The sequence below is a fragment of the Flavihumibacter cheonanensis genome (assembly GCF_022352215.1).
Classification (GTDB): Bacteria; Bacteroidota; Bacteroidia; order Chitinophagales; family Chitinophagaceae; genus Flavihumibacter; species Flavihumibacter cheonanensis.
Window position 1 is genome coordinate 50442 of record NZ_JAKRWF010000007.1, and the last position, 20382, is coordinate 70823.

Sequence of the window (20382 nt, forward strand, 5' to 3'; positions counted from 1 at the left end):
ACCCGTCCGGTGCCACCGGACGGGTGGAGTGAAGTTAGACAATAGGCCAGCGGAAGCTGGATTGAAGGCTGATTTTCTGGCCGGTTTGCGAAGAGGCGCGGGCGGACTCAATAATATCCAGCACGTGCAAGGCATGCTCGGGAGAAATCAGCGGTTCGTTTTTGTCGAGCAGGGATTTTGAAATCACGGTAGCTCCTTCCTGCCAGACATAGGTTCCAGGATCCGGAATGTGGCGCACAGGAGTTGGAGAATCCATGGTTGCAAGATCTACACCAAAAGGAGCCCAGTCATATCCTACCAATCCCATATTGCCCTTTGTACCCCAGATGGAAATCGTGTGCCTGTCCTGTCCCTTACCACCATGACCATACGGATCAAAATAATTAAACCCGCTCTGCACATGAGACAATACGCCACCTTCATGTTCCATGATGATCATCGCATTGTCTTCGGCCTCCACTTTTATTTTGCCCTTGTTATCGACAGTACGTTCAGGCGTAACAATGGTTGTCATGGCGATCACAGATTTCGCAGGACCCAACAGCCCTGTTAAGGTAGCAAGATTATAAACACCCAGATCAGGAAGACTGCCACCGCCTTTTTCATAGAAGAAAGCCGACCAGTGCGGTCCTTCATGGCCATAATGAGCATGTGCCGCAGAAACCTTACCCAATTTACCTTCCTGAATGGCTTTGCTCATAAAGGCAAATTGCGGACTGTTTACCACTGCAGGTGCTCCCCAGATACGGAGCTTTTTTTCTCGGGCCATATCCAACAATGCTTTGCCTTCCTTATAGGTATTTGCCATCGGTTTTTCACTCCATACATGTTTGCCGGAAGCAAGGGCCATTTTATTGAGCCGGCCATGCTCCTGCATATCAGTCAGATTCACAAGCAGATCAAAGGGTGCACCAGCAAGCTGCTGGTAGATATGTTCATACACATGCGGAACATTAAATTCTTTTGCCCGGTTCTTTGCTCTTTCCAGCACGATATCGCAAACACTCACCAGCTCCACATGCGCCGATTTGGAAAGATGTGGCAGGTACTGTCCGGATACACTACCACAACCAACAATTCCGATTTTGATTTTTTTATTTTCCGTAAAAGCTACCGCTTCCAATGAGGAAAGCAGCAGGGCAGCACCTGCCATAGCAGACTGCTGGAGAAATTCTTTGCGGGATTGATTTTTCATATGCAAGGTTTTAGCAATTGCTGTAACTATTATTTAAGGTGAGGGCTTTGAAAGCCCAGTTTTTTAAGGCCTTTTTGCACTTCAGGGCAGGACATGAACAGTTTCCAAAGCAAGCCAGTCCGGTGATTTTCGATCATAACTATGATCGGTCCCTGGTCAATGGCAAGGTGGCTGGAAGCGTACCAGTTTTGTGTTTCATTGAAGGCATCTACAAAACCGTATTCTGACCAGATCTTATCACCCAATTGTTCATAAAAATGGCGAAGCGCCTGCATAGAATATTCGGATGTATAGGGAAATGCAGAAAGTGCTGCGGTAGGAGTGATCGTACCCTTATCATTGGTTGGTGAATGGGCATCATATCCATTGTATGTATCACTGGCGGTGAGACCCCAGGATTGTGGGCCATATCCTTTGAACTGATTGGGATTACGCACACAATGTTCCCGGTTGATCAGGGTATGATTGCGATTTTGAATCCAGTAGTCTGCATAGCGATCCTTCAATCCACGTGGATCTAAACCCAGGAAGGAATAATGAGAAAAGAAAAGTGGTCCGCCAAAGTCAAACCCCAGGGGCAGTTCTATCCCATAAAACTCTTTGCCATTTTTAAAGAAATTGCTCTGAGCCCATCCATTGTGATAAACCGCGGGAGAAACCGGATAGCGATCTGCTGAGGCAGCCAGCACATACATGATCAGGCATTCATTAAAACCACGAACCGGAAAATTCATTGCCCATCCGTTATTAGGGCTCCAGTGCCAGTAGAGTACCTCCTGGTTATTGGTAAACCAGTTCCATTCGATATCATTCCAGAGCCAATTGATCCGGTTTCGGAGTTCCCCTTCAACCGGATTATCTGCATTGAAGTATTGTCGTGCTGTCAACAGACCCTGGAACAGAAAAGAAGACTCTACCAGGTCGGCACCATCATCTTTGCGACTAAAGGGAATGGTTTTCCCTGTTTCACCATTCAGCCAGTGAGGGAAAACACCGTGATAGGAATCTGCTTTAGAAAGAAAGCGAACCATCTTAAGGAGGAATTTAGCAGCCGTATCACGTTGAATCCATTTTCTTTCAGTTGCCACAATCACTGCCATAATTCCGAAGCCCGTACCACCGGTTGTAACTACTTCACCACCATAATTAAACGATTCGTTGCTGCGTTCCCGTGATAGTCCGGAAACCGGATGCGCAAAATCCCAGAAATAGCGAAAGGTTTGTTGCTGAACCAGATCGAGTAAAGCAGAATCGGAAAGATTCCGGGGTCGATCTGTTGCAGAAAAAGCTAGCGGTTTCGGTTGCTTTTTCTTTTGCGCATAGGCAACACTGTTGAAGGCGCCAATCAGGCAGCAGAAAAAAACAAAATGGCGGATTTTCATCGCTGTTGTTTTAGGTTATAGATAGGGTGCAGTAAATCCCAGTTTACGCAGTGCGGCTTTTACTTCAGGTGCAGCTGAAAAAAGGTCCCAGCACAAACCGGTCCGATGGTTTTCAATCATCACAATTATCGGGGCCTGGTCAATGGCCAGGAAACTATCAGCAAACCAGGCATTGTGAAGGGAGAATGCATCAATAAAACCGTACTCTTTAAAAAGTTTATCGCCAAGGACATAATAGTAAAACTTCAGAGCAGCCATTGATTCATCCGGCGTATAGGGAAAGGATGCGAGTGCTGCTGTTGGAGCAATTACACCCCGGTCGTTCTGTGGAGAACTGGCCGTATATCCATTTGGGATATCGCTGGCTGTTAGTCCCCATACACTGCCGCTGTATCCAAAAAACCGGTTCGGGTTTTGTATACTGTGCTGGTAATTAATTTTTGCATGCTGACGGTTCTGCACCTCATAATCAGCGTAGGCATCTTTAAGGCCTATCGGATTGATCCCCAAAAAGGAATAATGAGATAAAAACAGCGGACCACCATAAGGCTCACCCAGCGGCAAATTAATACCATAATAGGATGCACCATTCTTCATGGCACCTTCCCTGGCCCATCCCTTATCATATACCTCTTTTGAGACCGGATGAGTTGGAGAACCGGCAGCCATCACATAGGTAACCAGGCATTCGTTCCAACCTCTGATGGGCAGGTTCATATCCCAGCCAAAATCAGGACTCCAGTGCCAGAAGAGAACATTTCCATTATTGCGCAGGAACCAGTCCCACTCAACTGCTTCATAGATTTCGGTTATACGCGACCGTAACTCAATTGCAGCCGGGGCGTTATCATCAAAGTATTCACGCGCGGTGAGCAGGCCCATGATAAGAAAAGAAGTTTCAACCAGGTCGGCACCATTGTCTTTCTGACTAAAGGGGATAGTTACCCCGGTTGCACCATTCATCCAATGTGCGAAAGCTCCATGATAGCGGGTGGCTTTGGTGCGTAAAAATTCAGTAATGGTTTGAATTCTTTCCAGCCCTTGTTGGCGTGTAATAAATCCGCGTTCTATCCCAACCAGCAGGGCCATAATGCCAAAGCCTGTACCACCGCTGGTTACCAGGTCTCCGGAACTGTTTCTTTCCCGGGCCATCCCACTAACGGGGTGACCAAAATCCCAGAAATACCGGAAGGTTTGTTCCTGAACTTTGGTAAGCAGTGCATCATCCGTAAGAGCTGGGAATTTGGAGGAGGAATCCAGCTTCGTTACAAACTGCTGATCCACTGATGAAATAAAGTTTCCCCCGGATGCTGATTTCAAAGTAGTTGCCAGTTGAAGGCGGTGGAAAGTCAGGAAATCCAAATTGCCGGTTGGCTGGATTTTCAGGACTGAATCTTTTTGTTCAAGCACCACATTTGCAGCGATTGTCTGACCTGCTTTATTGGTCAGACTAACCGCGTTGGTTACACTGGAAGGCAGTACAGGTTCTGAAAAAACAATCCGGATCACCGGATTACGGCCCAGGTTATACCGGACCGAATTCCATTCCTCGCCGTCCAGCAGCAGCCGGTTTACCTTTAGTTGTTTGGGCACAACCGGTTCCGGCTTTTCTTCTTCAGACTTGGAGCAGGCTGTAAAAAGAACACCGAGGCAAACAGCATATAAAACAAAAAATCTCATTCGTTTTCCAGATTAATCCCACACAAAAGTTGTAACAGATCCGCCCTGTAAATTCACGGTTGCCAATTGTCCTTTGTATTTGATCGCGAAGGTTGAATTGCCGGGAGCTTCTCTCAGGAGGATCAATACTTTTTTCCCTTCGGGTGTAAGGAAAGCAACATTGTCCAGTCCGGGTGGAACATTACTATGAATTCGCACGGATCCTGCAGGAACAAATTTGGCAGCATGACCTATAATATAATAGGAAACATTTTTCTGAACTGCTCCATTCTGAATAGTAAGTGCGCCTTTACATTCTGTACAGCCACCGGGAGTATGAGGACCGAAACTGGCATCGTTTGCCAGGTTCCATTCGAGTGCCACTTTACTGTAATTGCGGGTGGTACCAATGATCACATTTTTAATATGCCAGAAAAGATCGCCCTGGAACTCTCCTTTTGCACCGGTCCATTGTTCAGTAAAATAGAGGTTCTTATCCGGATGTGCATCACGTACGGTTTTCATTGCAGAAACCTCCCCGGCGTAGAGATGAAAGGCAGAACCATCTACATACTGTTTGGCCCCGGCATCATTCAGAATAGTAATCGGATAATCCGGGCGATCCAGGTTATGGTCGTATATCACAATTTTAGTTGAAATATTCGCAGCTTTGAAAGCAGGACCAAGAGCATCCCGGATGAAATCACGTTGTTGTTCTGCCGACATAAAGAGGCTGGGATTATTACCCGGATGAAGCGGTTCATTTTGTGGCGTGATGGCATCGATGGTGATACCATGTGCTTTCATAGCCTGGATATACTTCACAAAATACTGCGCATAAACCTGGTGGTATTTGGTAAGCAGGCTGCCTCCTTTGGAATTGTTATTGTCTTTCATCCAGGTTGGAGGACTCCAGGGAGAACCCATGATTTTAATAGCCGGATTGATTGCCAGAATTTCTTTGAGAACCGGAATCAGGTTTTGTTCATCCCTGGCGGTAGAGAAAGAAGAAAGGTCTTCATCTGTTTCTCCTGCAGGGAGATCGCTGTAACTGAAAACCTCCGCATCCAGGTCAGATGCACCGATACTAATTCTCAGGTAGCTGACAGAAATACTGTTTTCATTTTTGCCAAACAGTTCCTGTAAAAGGGATGTGCGCTGCGCCTGTGGCAATTGCATCAGCAGATAAGCACTGCCACCGGTTAATGAATAACCGAAACCATCCATGGTTTGAAACTGAACCGTACTGTCCACTTCTATGGTAGTAAGGTTATTATTGGTTGCAGAACTAAACTTTACCGAAGTGGGGAATTTTGCTAGCAGAGACAATTGATCTCCGCGCGTAACCCAATACGAAACTGTGGCGCCATCTGCAGGTTTAGGTTGCTCTTCCGGTGCTTTTTCTCCGGAGCAGTTTGACAGGGAACAGCTCATTAAAGAAACTAATAGTGCCAGAACAGTGAAATTCTTTTTTACCATCGCATTTAATTTGAAAAGTCAAAAATTAATGGGGACTGGTTATTTCTTACCACAACCAGTCTTTTTTTATTTCCGGGTGATCGAAGCCATTGAAGATCGCGCACTTCACCAGGAAAATGTGTAATCGGGAGCGAAGTACCATCCATTGCAAAAATGATGGGGTTAAGCGCATCATATCGACCTTCATAGGGTGTGACATTGTAAAAATTTCCGGCAGCGATAAAATTTTTTCCCGACCCCTCCATTTGTGCAAATGCAAAAATTGGTGCCAGTTGAAGAGAAGCGGGCAAATCAGATCGGGTAAACGCACCTTTGCCATTTGAGATAAAAACAGAGTTGCCAAGCACCTCCGCCTTCTGTTCTATATAATCAGTGAACAGGTCGTAGAGTATGAAGTCTACTGTTTTACCCGCCACTTCGCCATAGGTCAGATAGGCTTTCTTAAGGACTGGTAAAGCCCGCTCCAATTCATCTTTGGCGAGAAAAGGATATTCTTTTCCATCCATGGTATAGGCCATCACCTGTTCAATGCTTCCATTTTTATCAAAGTCTTTTATGTAAAGCTTTAGAGGACCATTTTTCCCAGCATACAACTTGGAATTATGTCCCCAGTTACCAGCGAGAATATCCGTTTGACCGTCTCCGTTAGTATCAGTAAGGAAAATGGATTGCCATAAACCCGTAGACCCTGGAATAGGTTCGCGGGTAAGTTTGCCGGAATTATTTTTCGCGATAATCACCGGCATCCACTCACCAGCTACAATCAATTCCGGGTAGCCATCTTTATTCAGATCAGCAAAGGAAGCAGAGGTAACCATGCCGATGTTCTCACCATCAAAAATGGATTTATTGGCGATGGAAAATTTTCCCTTACCATCATTCAATAACAGATAGGAATGATGTGGAACTCCGTACTGGCGGGCATTGGCCAGTACACCAACAAAAATATCCTGGTCGCCATCTTTATCAATATCAGCAGCAGTAACAGCGCCTTTATTAAATCGTACGGGAGGAAGTGCAGTAGTATCCAGTTTGAAAACACCTTTGCCCTGGTTGATATACAAGCGATCCTGCAAACCCGGGTTATTGTCTTCCAGTTCATTACCACCAATTGCGATATAGAGATCCGGTTGTCCGTCGGTGTTAGCATCAAAAAAAATCGCATCCACTTCTTCCTGGGCAGCAAAGGGCTGAAAGAGATCTGCCTGTCTTGATTCAAATCCACCAGTTGCTGTTTGCATGAGAAGGGCACCTGGCTGTCCGGCTGCTCCGGTTATATATGCATCATCCAGGCCATCGCCATTCAGATCTGCAATTGCCATTTTAGGTCCGCGTGTGGAGAGCCCATGTGGTATCAGGTATTGTACATTATGATCTACAAATGCGTTCTCCCTGTGCTGGAAAGGAATGCTTGAAGTGGCTGGCTGAAACGGATCAACTGCAGGATTAAAGTAAGTTGTATAGTCAAATTTTCCGGAAGCATTTAACTGATCCAGCTCGATGGTTTGGTTAGCAGTGAACGCCGTTAGTACCTGGAATTGCTGATCTGGCCATATCACCAGTAAGCTATCGATTTTTCCAATGGAGTCAAGACCAACAACCCAGCGGGTATCGGAGGAGGATTGAAAGCCACGGGTAGGTATAATTTCCTGCAACTGGAGCTTGCCGGAATGGAATGCATACAAGCGGGCACCAATACCTTTGGAATTCAGTCCCTCTCCTCTTGTTTTGAATCGCAGGTATTGTTTAGGTTGCTGATTGTTTTTGAGCAGGACTGCCTTTTCATTTATGGCATTGATAAGGATATCCAGATCACCATCATTATCCAGATCTGCATAAGCTGCTCCGGTATAATATCCTTTCAGATTCGATGTGCCCCAGGTTTTTGAAACCTCTTCAAATAAACCGGAGCCGGAATTGCGGAAGAAGAAAGGATGGGTAGCACCATCGGGCATCGCTTTGATGACTTCATCATCGTAGGCATCTGTACCACTGAGATTTTGGTTGCGCTCCATGGCACTAACAAAACGTACATAGTCAAGATCAACCGGGCGTTTCAGGATGCCGCTGCTGATAAAAAGATCTTTATTGCCATCCCCATTGAAGTCGGCCAGCAAGGGGCTCCAGCTCCAGTCAGTAGCAAACACGCCGGCCTGTAGTGCCTGATCGCTGAAACTTTTTCCAGCTCCATTATTAATTTGTAAAACATTTCTGGAGAATTGGTGCTGGTAGCCATTGCGTTCGAGCTTCAGTTTATAGATATCCGGATTTTCATCACTGCCATAGGTTTTGAGCGTTTTTTCATCGGGAGGCAGCATATCAACCGTAACCAGATCTACCTGGCCGTCATTGTTCAGATCTGCAGCATCATTGCCCATACTGAAGCGGCTGTAGTGTCGAAAATGTTCAGCACCTGCTTCTGTAAAACCACCCTGCTGGTTGTTGAGGTAGTAGTAATCGTTTTCATGAAAATCGTTTCCAACATAAATATCCGGCCAGCCATCATTATTAAAATCGGAGATAGCTAACCCCAATCCATAACCGAGTTTGCTTTGATAGATGCCTACGCTTGCAGAAACATCTGTGAAGGAATGTTTGCCTTCGCTGAGCTCATTACGATAAAGGCGGTCGCCGGCAAGGGGATCAGGTTTTCTTCTGTTGGAGGTATCGATTATATTACTATGAGGTTGTTTGGAATGATTCAGGAGATAACAATCGAGATCGCCATCGCGGTCATAATCAAAAAAGGCGGCCTGTGTGGAGAGGCCGGAAAAATCCAGGCCATAGGCAGCTGCGGATTCCTGGAACTGATTGTTTCCTTTATTGATGTAAAGCTGATTTTTACCGGTAAGCTGAAAAGATCCGGCAACTGCACAAACATAGATATCGAGAAAACCATCGCCATTGACATCTGCCATAGTAACACCTGAGTGCCAGTCGCCGGTACCAGCCACACCAGCGCTTTCGGTAATATCTTCAAACTGCAGGTTACCCTTGTTCAGGTAAAGGCGATTGCCCCCCTTTTTATTGGCAGTGAAATAAATATCGGGCAGGTCATCGTTGTTGATGTCACCAATTGCCACCCCACCACCATTGTAGTAATAGAGATAATAGAGAATATTAAGCCGTTCTCTTTTTTCCAGGTTGTTAGCAAAATCAATATTGGAGTCAGCGGCGGACAGGATGGAGAACTGGGTTGATTCCTGCTTACATCCGGACAGCAAGCTGAGAGAAAACAGGCCAGCAAGCAAAGCAGAAAAACATCGGGAAGAAATAATATGGCGAGCGGAATTCATGAGCTTTATGATAAAGAGGGGCTGAAACAATTCCTTGATCAGCCCCTCTTATATGCGAATACAAAGCCTTAACTACTGTATTATTTTTTAGAATTGAAAAGGGCCTGCACTTCTGCTGCTGAAATAGCATCACCATACAGCCTTACCTGGTCAAGTTCACCTTTCCAGGAAGAAGAGAGCCAGTCATCGGAATCCAGGTTATTACCCGGACCATTACCAATTCTCATTTCTGTGATATGGTCATTTGCAAAATTGATGGCACCATGGTTATTCCAGGTGCGAACTTTTGGATTCGCAACTCCATCCAGGTAGAGGGTCATGCCACTGGTAGCCTGGTCATATACCAAAGCAATATGATGCCATTGGTTATCCAGCATACCGGGAATAACATCCGCATTTTCCCAGGTGAACCAATTGTCTGCCTTGTTTTTGTCGGCAGTCATCACTTTAACAGCACAACCGGCATTGTTGCCTTCGATGATAACAAACATGCTCGCAACAGACCAGTGTGCGTTAGCTACATCTGCCCGGAAACTAATCGGGTATTCAGGACCGTTACCACCTTTGTTGTTTTTCGTTTGTCCATCGCGTTTATACCAGAAAGAGATGGTGAAACTTTTAGCGGTTTGAGCAAAGTCGTTGGGCTTGGCGTATTTGATAAATTTCATCGCCTCCCCCTTAACACCTTTACCACTAACGCCATCCACTGCAGTAAGGGGATTATCTGCCGCAAAGTTGGCACGAATGCTATCCACTGCATTCATCAGGGGATTATCGGTTGTGCCATCAAAAGCTGCATAAAACTTAAGCGGGCCACCCGGAGGGTTGGAATCCTCGGGGTATTCACGCCATGCGGGTTCGGTACTTTTCTGGCAGGATGCCAGGATCACCGCAGACCCGGCAATAGCCAGGCTGCGACGAAACCATTTATTTAAAAGTATTGTAGTCATACTTCAGGTTTTAAATCGGTGAAAACAAATCAATAATTCGGGTTCTGGATCAGGATGCCACCAGAAAAATCGATCGCAGATTGAGGAATCGGGTAGTATTGATGTCTTGGCTGATAACCTTGCGGGCCAAGCACCTGTTCTGCCAATCCCCAGCGAACCAGGTCGTAGAAGCGTTCTCCTTCCATGGCCAGCTCAACCCTTCTTTCCTGCTGGATCGCTGTACGCATCTGGTTTTTGCTGGTGAAAGCAATATTGGGCAGCACTGCCGCATTATTACCTCTTGCCCTGGCCCTGATCTGGTTTACATACTGCACCGCTTTTGCTTCATTCGCTGCGCCACCAATTTCATTGGCAGCTTCTGCAGCCATCAGCAGTACATCCGCGTAACGAAGGATGGGCTGGTTAAGCCAACCATTTTGTCTGTTACTGGTTGCCAATTGTACATCTGGTTCCGGATATACTTTTTTATTCCAATACAAACGTGGAATAGAAGGAAATGCCGGAACAGTTTTTCCATACAATCCATCATCCTGACCGGAAAACAGGATGGTAGCGTTCTTACGTGGATCTCCTGCTTCATATGCATTTACCAGGTTTTCAGTAGGTGTATTCCAACCCCATCCGAGATCCCATTCAGCAGCGCCACGAACACCCTGGGCAATACCGTACCAGGAGAAATAATTATCTGTATTATTCGCACCAATGGAGGATTGAATTTCCCAGATGGATTCCTTACTGTTTTCTCCTCTGGTTGTAAATAATTGCTGGTAATTGGGGAAGAGTTCGTATCTGCCGGAATTAATCACCTGTTCTGCATAGCTTAAAGCACCTGCCCAGTCTTTCCGGTACAACAGTGTTTTTGCAGTCAGTGCCTGCGCTGCACCCTGTGTCAAACGTCCGACAAATTGTGCAGGCCATTCAACAGGAAGATTCGCTCGTGCAAATTCCAGGTCTGAATCAATCAATGCATAAATTTCAGCAACTGAAGATTTAGGAACTTTCGAATCTTCCGGATTATACACACGGAAATCGATCTTGGGAACTTCACCAAAAGCACGAACCAGATCAAAGTAAGCATAGGCGCGGAACATCCTGGCTTCTGCAATATTTACCAATGATGCAGGATCATTCGCATTGAGTGAATCAGCCAATTGAAGGGCTGTATTCGCCTGACCAATCAGTACATAGTGCTGATCCCAATAGGTTGTGGAAGACCAGTGGTCTTTTGCATATTGGAATTGGTCATAAATCACACCCCAGTCGGCACCATCGGAAGGGCTACTTCCTTTTTCAGAATCATCTGACCTGAAGTTATTCATACCCAGCCAGGGAATGCCACCGAATCCTTGTCCGGCTACATCTCCATTTCGAATGGCACCATACAGGCCATAGATCTGGCCTTCTATACCACCTTGTGTAAGGTCATCGAGGGTGGCTGTAAGTGGTTTTCTGTCCAGGAATTTTGAACAGCCAGCCAGTATTAGCAGGATTGGTAAACCAACCAGTACAGCCCTCATTGCATTCTTTTTATATGTCATAGCTGTAAGATTTTTTGATTAGAAAGTAACATTAATACCACCTGTGATAACCATAGGCAATGGACCATTACCATTGTCAATACCAAAGGAAGTAGCAATACCACCGAACTCAGGTGTATAACCGGAATTACGCTTGAAAGTTTTCAGGTTCTGCACATTGGCAAAAATTCTTGCGCTCTTCATTGCAGCTCTTTGAATCAGTTTAGAGCTGAAGTTGTAACCGATTTGTACGTTCCGAATGCGGATATAACTACCATCTTCAATACCATAAGTAGAAGGCAGGCGGTTGATGGCACGGTTGTCACCCAGGATCGGATCCCAGTTAGAAGTACCCGGACCATTCCAGCGATTCAACTTGAAAGCCGGATAGTTGAATTTGGTAAATGGCAGTTCTGAACTACCCCAGTAGCGATAGATTTCATTTCCGTAAACACCATTGAAGTCGATACCGAAATCAAAACCCTTGAAGTTTGCACCCAGGGAGAAACCATAGGCAAAATCAGGAGTAGGATTACCAATCATTGTGCGGTCATCAGAATTGATAACACCATCACCATTGATATCGCGGTATTTGAAATCACCCGGACCATACTCATAACCCTGTACAGGAGGAGAAGCCAGTTTATCAGCATAACTCTGATACAGACCATCCACCACATAACCATAGAAATAACCAATCGGATAACCAGCTTCGGTTACGTTTGGTCTTTCTTCGCTGGGGGGAAGGCGATCACCACCAAGAGAAATCACCTTGTTATTGAAAGTGGTAATGTTACCATTAAAAGTCAGGGTGAAATCATTGGTGATTTTCTGAGTCCAGCCAGCTGCAACTTCAATACCATTGTTTTTCACGCGGCCCACGTTATCCAAACGGCTGCCCGCACCAGAACCTACCCGAACCAGGGTCATTACATCGCGGGTATCTTTATGATAGTAAGCAGCTTCAACACGCAGGCGATTGTTCAGCAAATAGGCTTCAAATCCAGCTTCTTTGGAATCCACCACTTCCCAGGTCAGATTCTGGTTAGGAATATATGCCTGAGAATAAGCAGGGATGATATTATTTCCAAACACCGCTGTATTACCTGTTTGCAGGCCAGGGTAGAATGGATAATCATAACCATAGGTGTTCTGCACACCGAGAAGACCCCAGGAAGCTTTGATTTTCAGATAATCAAACAGGTTCTGGCGGGCCATGAAATTTTCGCGGGTAACTTCCCACGCAGCACCTACTGAGTAGAAGTTTTTCCAGCGGTTTTCAGGAGAAATCTGGGATGAACCATCTCTTCTGAAAGAAGCATTCAACATGTATTTGCCCTGGTAATTATACAAGAGGCGGAACAATCCGGATGCTGTAGCTTTCTCCCATTGAGCAGAAGAAGAACGACGTGTTGTCTGATCTACAAATCCATTATCAATATACCAGAACCGGGGATCATCAGGAATTGCATCACCCGGATCTTTTTGACGTGCTGTAGCAAAAAGACCGCTGTAGGTATTAAAGTAAGTTGTGAAACCAGCAAGGGCAGTCAGGCCATGATCACCAAAATCCTTTTTAAAGGTCAGGATGTGATCTTGCTGGAACTTTCTCCATTCCTGCTTATTCTGGCTAACGGAAGTAATCCTGTTATTGGGATCAACAAAAACCTGTTCGCCTGATGGGAGTGTCGGGTTGAAAACCTCGATGATTGGATTGTAGGTGCGGTCGTCGCCCCATGACATATCACCATAGAGGGTAGAACGCCAGTTGAAGTTTCTCAGGAAATTTACATCAAAATAAACGCTACCTACCAGCCGGTATTCCATCCTCTTTTCCTTATCCCATTTTGTTTCCAGGTTCATCAGCGGGTTGCTGATCTGGGCTTGCTGAAGAGCTAGCTGAGAATATCTTCCACTAGCTTCATCAAAAGGATCTGTGATAGGCAATACGCGGCGGGCATCAAACAACAAACCATCTGCCTGGCTGAATGGAAGGCGCTGGCGGAAACCATTCATATTAAACCCAAGCTTGATGTTTTTATTTACTTTGTATTCATCATTAATTGTCAGGAGGATTTTCTCCAGTCTTTCATTTTTAACAACACCCTCATCGGTAATATAACCGATGCCCATGTAAAACTTATTCTTTTCAGAACTACCGGTAATGCTCAGGTTATTGTTATTGAAAATACCTGTACGGGTCATGACATCTACCCAATCTGTATTACCGGTCCAGGGAGTATAGTCGAATAAATCGCTGCCGGTAATGCCCAGGTTTGCCTGTTCTTCATTGAACAGTTCTTTAAACTGCTGCGCATTTACCATGTCGATTTTATCAACCAGTCTTTTAGCACCCAGGCTGCTGTTGAAGTTGATCAGCAGTTGTCCGGCTTTTGCTTTTTTGGTTGTGATGGCAATTACACCGGAAGCTCCGCGGATACCGAAGATCGCCAGAGATGAAGGGTCTTTCAAAATTTCGATCGACTCAATATCATTGGGGTTGAGGTAATCGATGTTGTCATTGAAAATCCCATCTACCACATATAAAGGCTTCACAGCACCGATACTAACAGTACCGCGTATCCGAATATCCGGTTCACGACCGGGTGTACCGGAGTTCACGATACTCAGACCGGCAACCTTACCCTGGAGAGAAGCCACCGGGTTGGTGTTGGGTTTATCAGCCACTTCCTTACCCATCACTTTTGTGATACTACCTGTAAGATCGCGTTTGGCGGCGGTACCATAACCAATTACCACCACTTCGTCCTGGATTTGGGTAGATTCTTTCAGCGCCACATTCAGGATGGTGCGATCACCAACTTTAATTTCCTGGTCTTCAAACCCGATGCTGGAGATGATCAGGGTTGCATTTGCAGGAACGGAGATGGTGAAATTACCATTTGCATCAGCCGAAGTACCTCCGGTAGTTCCTTTGATTTTGATAGAGGCGCCGGGTAAGGGTTCACCTGCGGCATTGGTAATGCGACCGGTAACCTGTTGTTGCTGGAATTCAACTCCCTTGAATTTGATAACTACCAGGTAATTGTCGAGCACTTCGTAGGTCAGGTCAGTATTTTCCAGCAGACGATCCACCACTTTCAACACTTCCTCATTGGAAGAAGAGATGTCCACCTTGTCATTTTCATTAAACAAAGCAAGGTTGTAGAGGAACCGGTAACTGGATTTACGTTCGATGGTAGAAAGGGCTTTTTTGATATTCACCCCTTCCATTTTAAGACTTACCCTGGTTTGGGAATAAACCCCAGCCGAAACCTGGAGGGCACATACCAGCATAAACAGAGCAGTCAATTTCATAATTCGGAAAAACTTTAGCAGCAATGGTTGACACAATAGCGTGCCACCATATGAAGTTTTTTTCATACTTTGAGCAATTAGGGTTACATAAACAGGTTTATCAACATTGCGAGCGTTGATAGCATCTTAAGTATCCTGCGGGAAATGTTGGCGCATTTCCCGTTTTTATTAGGAGGAGTTTGGCGTCATATGCAATCGAGTTTTATATGTTTAAGGTGAGATAATCACGGTATCGTTTTTTATGGTGTAATTGAAATTGGCAGTTATTTTCAATCCTTTAAGCGCTGTTTGAAGAGATTCGCCCTTAAAAGAACCAGTAAGCCGGATTTTTTGAATATCCTGAGAAGTAAAAATTATTTTCACACCGTACCAGCGTTCCAGTTTCGGAGCCAGTTCAGCAAAGGTTTCGGCATCGAAGATCAGGATATTGTCCACCCAGGAAGTTTCAACAATTACCTGTTCTTTTTCATGATAGTTTACCTGGTCGAGGACAACCTGGGGTGCAGTCCTTACGGCCCTTGCTACCTGCGGCTGACTGGGTTTGGCAACTATACTGTCCAGCTCGGAATTAACAACCAGCTTTTCATTGGGCTTCAGGATGATTTTTTCCTTGGGCCTGTTTTTGATGCTCACTTCCACGCTACCGCGGATGAGGCTGGTTTCGGTAGTTTTATCACCAGGGTAAGATTTCACATTGAAGGCGGTACCTAATACCCGGATATCAACATTGCGGGCATGGATTAAAAAAGGCCTGGCAGAATCTTTCACCACATCAAAATAGGCTTCCCCGGTCAGGGTTACTTCCCTCAAGCGGTTTCCAAATTCTTTTCCATAGGTCAGTTTGGAACCGGCATTGAGCCAAACCTGGGTTCCATCGGGCAACATGATCTTGGAGCGGGATCCATTTTTGGTAGAGACTTCACTATTAAGGGCAAGAGAGGGGGCCGAATCGCTGCCGGCGGAGGAGGAATCTCTTAATAAAAAATACCATCCGGCGATAACAACAACCAGTGCAGCTGCCATCCATTTCAGCCATACGAACCGGCTCGATTTTTCCTCAAACTCTATTACTTCCTGATTATCAGCCGGTTCCATTTCAATTCCCTGGGCTTTCATTCTTTCGAGATGCCGTTCGAATGCCTGGCTGGCATCTTCTGTAACGGGTACGGAATGAAACCAGAGATCGGAAATGGTTTGAAGAGGATAATGCAATTCAGGGCTCTTCCGCAGCGCTTCTTCCAGCTCTTCCAATTCATGGACGCTGGCTTCTCCTGCGAGTTTTTTGGCAACAATTTCCCAAATCCTGTCTTGCATGTGTAGATTGTTAAAGTATAAGACAAGGAAAATGGGTGGTTACCCTGAAAGCAGGGAAGAAAAAATAATGGAGGAAAGGAAGAAGGAGGAATGGAAGAAGGGACAAAGGAGGCGGGGGGCCTAACGTTTACCGGTGGGCAGGGTTTTGCGGGGGTCAAAACGGATGGCTTCCCCGATGCGCTTGAGCGCAATGCTCATCTGGGTTTCAACTGTTTTGATGGATACTTTCAGCAATTCAGCTACTTCCCGGTATTTGAGTTCATCCTCTTTTACCAGTTTGAAGATCAGTTTGCAGCGGGCAGGCAGACTGTTGATCGCTTCCGCAATCATTTTTTTCATCTCGGAGGTAATCAGCATGCGCTCCGGATCATACTGCAGGGACTGCAACTCAACGGGCAACTCACTCAGATCAGTCACCATCACTTTATTGTGACGGGTTATATAATTAATGGCTGTATTGCGGGTGGCGGTATACAGATACAGTTTAAGATTGCTGACATGTTCCAGGCGATTGCGTTTCTCCCAGATGGTAATAAATACATCAGACACTATTTCTTCGGCCGACTGCCGGGATTTAATAAAACCACTGGCGAACTGAAGAAGGGGAGGGAAAAATGCCATATACAACTCCCGATAGGCCTGTTGGTCGTTAAAACGCGCAATGCGTTCCTTCAGGTATTGTATTCTGGCAGGAGCAATCATGTGTATCAGCAGCAATTAAAAAGCAAAATCGAGGTATAAATGTACAATATTGAATCAGTTGCGGAATATTTTTTTCAGGCAGGCGCAAATCGCCGGGGTTTTTATATTTTTGCGGCCTGCCAAACCATTTTTTGGGATGGCGCCTCGAAAGAGGAAGGGCCCTTAGCTCAGTCGGTTAGAGCATCTGACTCATAATCAGAGGGTCGCTGGTTCGAGCCCGGCAGGGCCCACAAGAAAGAGAGGCTGCATGTTAAATGCAGCCTCTTTATTTATTATTGTTTGATCAGCTTCAGCACCAATCTTTCTTTTCCTCGTTGGATTTCGACAAAATAATTACCGGGACGATAATTACCACCGAATTGCAGGGTTGCATTATCGGCTATGCCTGCACGTGATTCGATTACACGGCCAGTCAGATCCAGCATGCGAAGTTTCACCTGCTCTCTACCGGTTCCGAGTAAGCGAAGTGTAAAGCTGGTGGTAGTTGGGTTGGGCAGCAGTTTCACCCAGTTGCCAACTGGCTGACTGTTTTCCATCAGTGCTGCTTCGGAGGAAGCAACACTTGCTGCTGAATGTGGAACGCGTACTTCAGTGGTGGCGCTTGATTGATTACCAGCTGCATCAGTTGCAATCACCGTAATGGTATAAATTCTACCTGTGCCATTGCCGGAACGTTCCGCCCTTAGTTTAACCAGGTTATTGTTGATAATTTCCCAATCGGGTGCTGTATTTCCATCTCCTGTTCCATTCACTGGTTCATTGCTGGAAACCTCCAGCGTTACAGTAACTGGTCCGCAGTTATCAGTTGCTGTATAATTCACTGCCACTTCATTCATTTTATGATTGGGCACCCGCAATACTGTTTTATCAGTTTGCAATCCGGTAATTACAGGAGCCGTTTGATCTACTCTGGTCCATTCGAAACTACAGTTGCTGAAATTGCCTCCAATATCTGTAGCACGTAAGGTAACAGTAGTAGTTCCGGCGCCCGAAATAATAGTGCCAGCCAATGGTTCCTGAGAGTAGGTGATATCTTCCTGGGCAGGCAGACTGGCGGTGAAATCGGGCACTGCTACACTGCAGTTTTCATCCAACACAGACTGCTGGTTATCCGGACATTCAATTGTCGGCAACTGGAAGGTCGCGGTATTGGAAGGCGCACTTTCATTGTGCAGGCGATCCAGAGAAGTAACCAGGTAATAATAGGTTTGATCCGGTGCTATAGTACGATCTTCAAAAGAAGTTTCATCCTGGTTGGTGATGGCAATCAGGTTGTCTGCTGATTCTATATCAATGCCGGAGTTGGTTGACCGGTAGATGGCAAACTGCCGCACGCGATTCAACTCATCCCCTGTTGCAGCAGGCTTTTTCCATTTCAGCAGATTATGGGTTGTACCAAATTTGATCACTTTCAAATCTGTAGCAGCATCCGGGGCCACCGCATCAATCCAGGGCATGGTAGGTTGCAGGGCCGGCCTGCTGTAAAAATCAAGTCGCAGTGAATCCCTGAAACCCAGTCTGGTAGTGCTTCTCAAACTCGCTGTATTGTAGATGGCTTGTCCGGATATATTTTCCAAACTGCGATTTAATCTAACCTGGTTAGGGATCTGAGAAGGATTGGCCCAGTTCACGCCCTGAGCAGGATCATTTACTTTGTAACCGGCCAAACCGATATACATTCTTCTTCCAAAACTGTTGTTATTCCACCAGGGAGTAACGATGCCATAGTTGGCACCAGGCTGACCGATATACCAGTATACCTGTGGTGCGAGGTAATCGATCCATCCTTCCTGCAGCCATTTTTTGCTATCTGCATAAAGTTGGGAGTAGTGTTGCAAGCCGGAGGTTGCAGTGCCTATAGAAGGATCCGGACTGTTGCGGTAAATGCCAGAAGGTGAAATACCAAATTCAACCCAGGGCTTGAGTTGTTTGATGGTTTGATTGATCCGGGCAACAAGCAGGTTTACATTATCCCTACGCCAGTCGGCCCGATCAGCAATACCACGTGGGTCTGCTGCATAGGTAGCATCATCATTGAAGGCGGCATTGGGATAAAAATAATCATCGAAATGAATACCATCCACATCATAACGGGTAACGATATCCGCAATTACGGAATTGATATAATCCCGAACACCCGGGATACCGGGATCCAGGGTTCTCAGCACCCCGGTACTGATCAGCCATTCCGGGTGGCGCTTCGCGATGTGATTTTCCGCGAAGTTGGGCAGGTTGGCAGCATTGCCGACCGCCCGGTAGGGATTGATCCAGGCATGTAATTCCATACCTCTTTTGTGTGCTTCCTCAATGGCGAAAGCCAGGGGATCCCAGAGGGGATTGGGTGCACGGCCCTGCAGACCTGTCAGGTCGCTGGACCAGGGTTCCAGTTCACTCGGGTAGAGGGCATCGGACTGACTTCTGATCTGGAGGAAAATGGTCGTAATACCGGTTGCTTTGTGGTGATCGAGAATTGAAATCAGGGCAGCCTGCTGTTGGGCAGGCGTCTGGTTCCGGTTAGGCCAGTCGATTCCAAAATAACTGGCAATCCAGGCGCCCCGGAATTCTCTCTTAGGTGTTTGTGCATTTAGGCCAAGCATCGCCCAAATACATACTGAAAAAAGAAGTAGCGTTTTTTTCATAATGCAGTATTTATCTGGTTTATGCAGGAAAATACGGAAACTGAAAGAGAAGGAACCGCATTTAGCTTGAAATAAATACCGCAAATAGCCGCATTTCTATAAATTATACCCAAGATTTTTTCGCGTATAAAAAATCTACCATATATTTTTCTGCTTAAAAAAATCAGGACCTTCATTCCCTATGTTTAAACATCGCGGCAAGACCCGCACTTTTCAACATAACCTGGCAATCGCCTCCCTGTTATCTTTTGTGGCGGGAATGGTGAACGTGGTAGGATTCTTATCCATCCAGCAATTAACCACCAATGTAACCGGGCATTTTGCCTTCTTCATGGAAGAGGTTCTGCAATGGAAGCTCTGGGCGGGATTTGCTTATTTCCTGTACATCCTGTTTTTCCTGGCAGGCTCTTTTTTTTCCAACCTGCTGGTGGAAGCGGGACTTCGGCACAGTGAGAAAAAAGCCTTTCTGCGGCCCGTGCTGATTGAAGCCGGACTCCTGCTGATTGCTGCGCTGGCCGGGCCGAGGATTATTGAAAGTCAACCTAACCTGCTCGCCTATATCCTGCTCTTCAGTATGGGCATGCAAAACTCCCTGGTGACCAGTTTGTCCAATGCAACTGTACGCACGACGCACCTGACCGGTTTGTTTACTGACCTCGGAATTGAACTGTCGCAGTTGTTCTTTTACAAGAAGGAGGAGCAGCAGGAAAGACTGCGATCCTCTATTCGCCTCCGACTGACCATCATCGGGTTTTTCTTCCTGGGAGGGATAGCAGGTGGATTACCCTTTAGCAGGGTTGGATTGCATATCCTGTTAGTTGCTGTATTTCTTTTGCTGGCTGGCTTATTATACGATGCCATTAAATTACGCGTGCTGGTGGTGCAACGAAAAATGAAAGCAGTCCGTCAATCAAAATAATTTTGAGCAACT

General features: G+C 45.9%; 12 protein-coding genes and 1 tRNA gene. 2 read left to right on the forward strand and 11 right to left on the reverse strand.

The window, feature by feature from the left end:
- Positions 1-34 precede the first annotated feature (34 nt).
- From MD536_RS20515 to MD536_RS20560, 10 genes are all read right to left on the reverse strand, one after another.
- A complete protein-coding gene (locus MD536_RS20515) occupies positions 35-1195 on the reverse strand; it encodes a Gfo/Idh/MocA family protein (protein WP_239603622.1) in 1161 nt (386 codons plus the stop codon).
- 29 nt (positions 1196-1224) lie between these two features.
- Positions 1225-2577 carry a glucoamylase family protein gene (locus MD536_RS20520; protein WP_239603624.1) on the reverse strand — a complete coding sequence of 451 codons (1353 nt, stop codon included), beginning with the start codon at positions 2575-2577 and terminating at the stop codon, positions 1225-1227.
- A gap of 15 nt (positions 2578-2592) precedes the next feature.
- A complete protein-coding gene (locus MD536_RS20525; RefSeq protein WP_239603625.1) occupies positions 2593-4257 on the reverse strand; it encodes a glucoamylase family protein in 1665 nt (554 codons plus the stop codon).
- A 12-nt stretch (positions 4258-4269) separates the two neighbouring features.
- Positions 4270-5715: a glycoside hydrolase family 30 protein gene (locus MD536_RS20530; protein WP_239603627.1), complete on the reverse strand. Its 1446-nt coding sequence runs from the start codon at positions 5713-5715 to the stop codon at positions 4270-4272.
- A gap of 5 nt (positions 5716-5720) precedes the next feature.
- A complete protein-coding gene (locus MD536_RS20535; RefSeq protein ID WP_239603629.1) occupies positions 5721-9011 on the reverse strand; it encodes a VCBS repeat-containing protein in 3291 nt (1096 codons plus the stop codon).
- A gap of 80 nt (positions 9012-9091) precedes the next feature.
- A complete protein-coding gene (locus MD536_RS20540; protein WP_239603631.1) occupies positions 9092-9961 on the reverse strand; it encodes a LamG domain-containing protein in 870 nt (289 codons plus the stop codon).
- Between the two features lie 29 nt (positions 9962-9990).
- On the reverse strand, positions 9991-11499 hold the full coding sequence (locus tag MD536_RS20545; protein ID WP_239603633.1) for a RagB/SusD family nutrient uptake outer membrane protein: 1509 nt from the start codon (positions 11497-11499) through the stop codon (positions 9991-9993).
- Positions 11500-11517: 18 nt separating this feature from the next.
- Complete coding sequence (locus MD536_RS20550; protein ID WP_239603635.1) at positions 11518-14796, reverse strand: TonB-dependent receptor; 3279 nt, start codon at positions 14794-14796, stop codon at positions 11518-11520.
- Positions 14797-15006: 210 nt separating this feature from the next.
- Positions 15007-16110 (reverse strand): FecR family protein, encoded by a 1104-nt coding sequence (locus MD536_RS20555; RefSeq protein WP_239603637.1) that lies wholly within the window; start codon positions 16108-16110, stop codon positions 15007-15009.
- A 120-nt stretch (positions 16111-16230) separates the two neighbouring features.
- The gene (locus MD536_RS20560; RefSeq protein ID WP_234868421.1) at positions 16231-16812 is read right to left on the reverse strand and encodes an RNA polymerase sigma-70 factor; all 582 of its coding nucleotides are present in this window, start codon (positions 16810-16812) and stop codon (positions 16231-16233) included.
- 156 nt (positions 16813-16968) lie between these two features.
- On the opposite strand from MD536_RS20560, the gene MD536_RS20565 reads away from it, so the two are divergent.
- Positions 16969-17042, forward strand: a tRNA-Ile gene (locus MD536_RS20565).
- Positions 17043-17084: 42 nt separating this feature from the next.
- On the opposite strand, the gene MD536_RS20570 is transcribed toward MD536_RS20565, so the two are convergent.
- Positions 17085-19451, reverse strand: coding sequence for a family 10 glycosylhydrolase (locus tag MD536_RS20570; RefSeq protein ID WP_239603639.1), 2367 nt, complete (start codon positions 19449-19451; stop codon positions 17085-17087).
- Positions 19452-19632: 181 nt separating this feature from the next.
- Here MD536_RS20570 and MD536_RS20575 point away from each other — a divergent pair, with 181 nt between their 5' ends.
- Complete coding sequence (locus MD536_RS20575) at positions 19633-20370, forward strand: YoaK family protein (RefSeq protein WP_239603641.1); 738 nt, start codon at positions 19633-19635, stop codon at positions 20368-20370.
- The last annotated feature ends 12 nt before the right edge of the window (positions 20371-20382 follow it).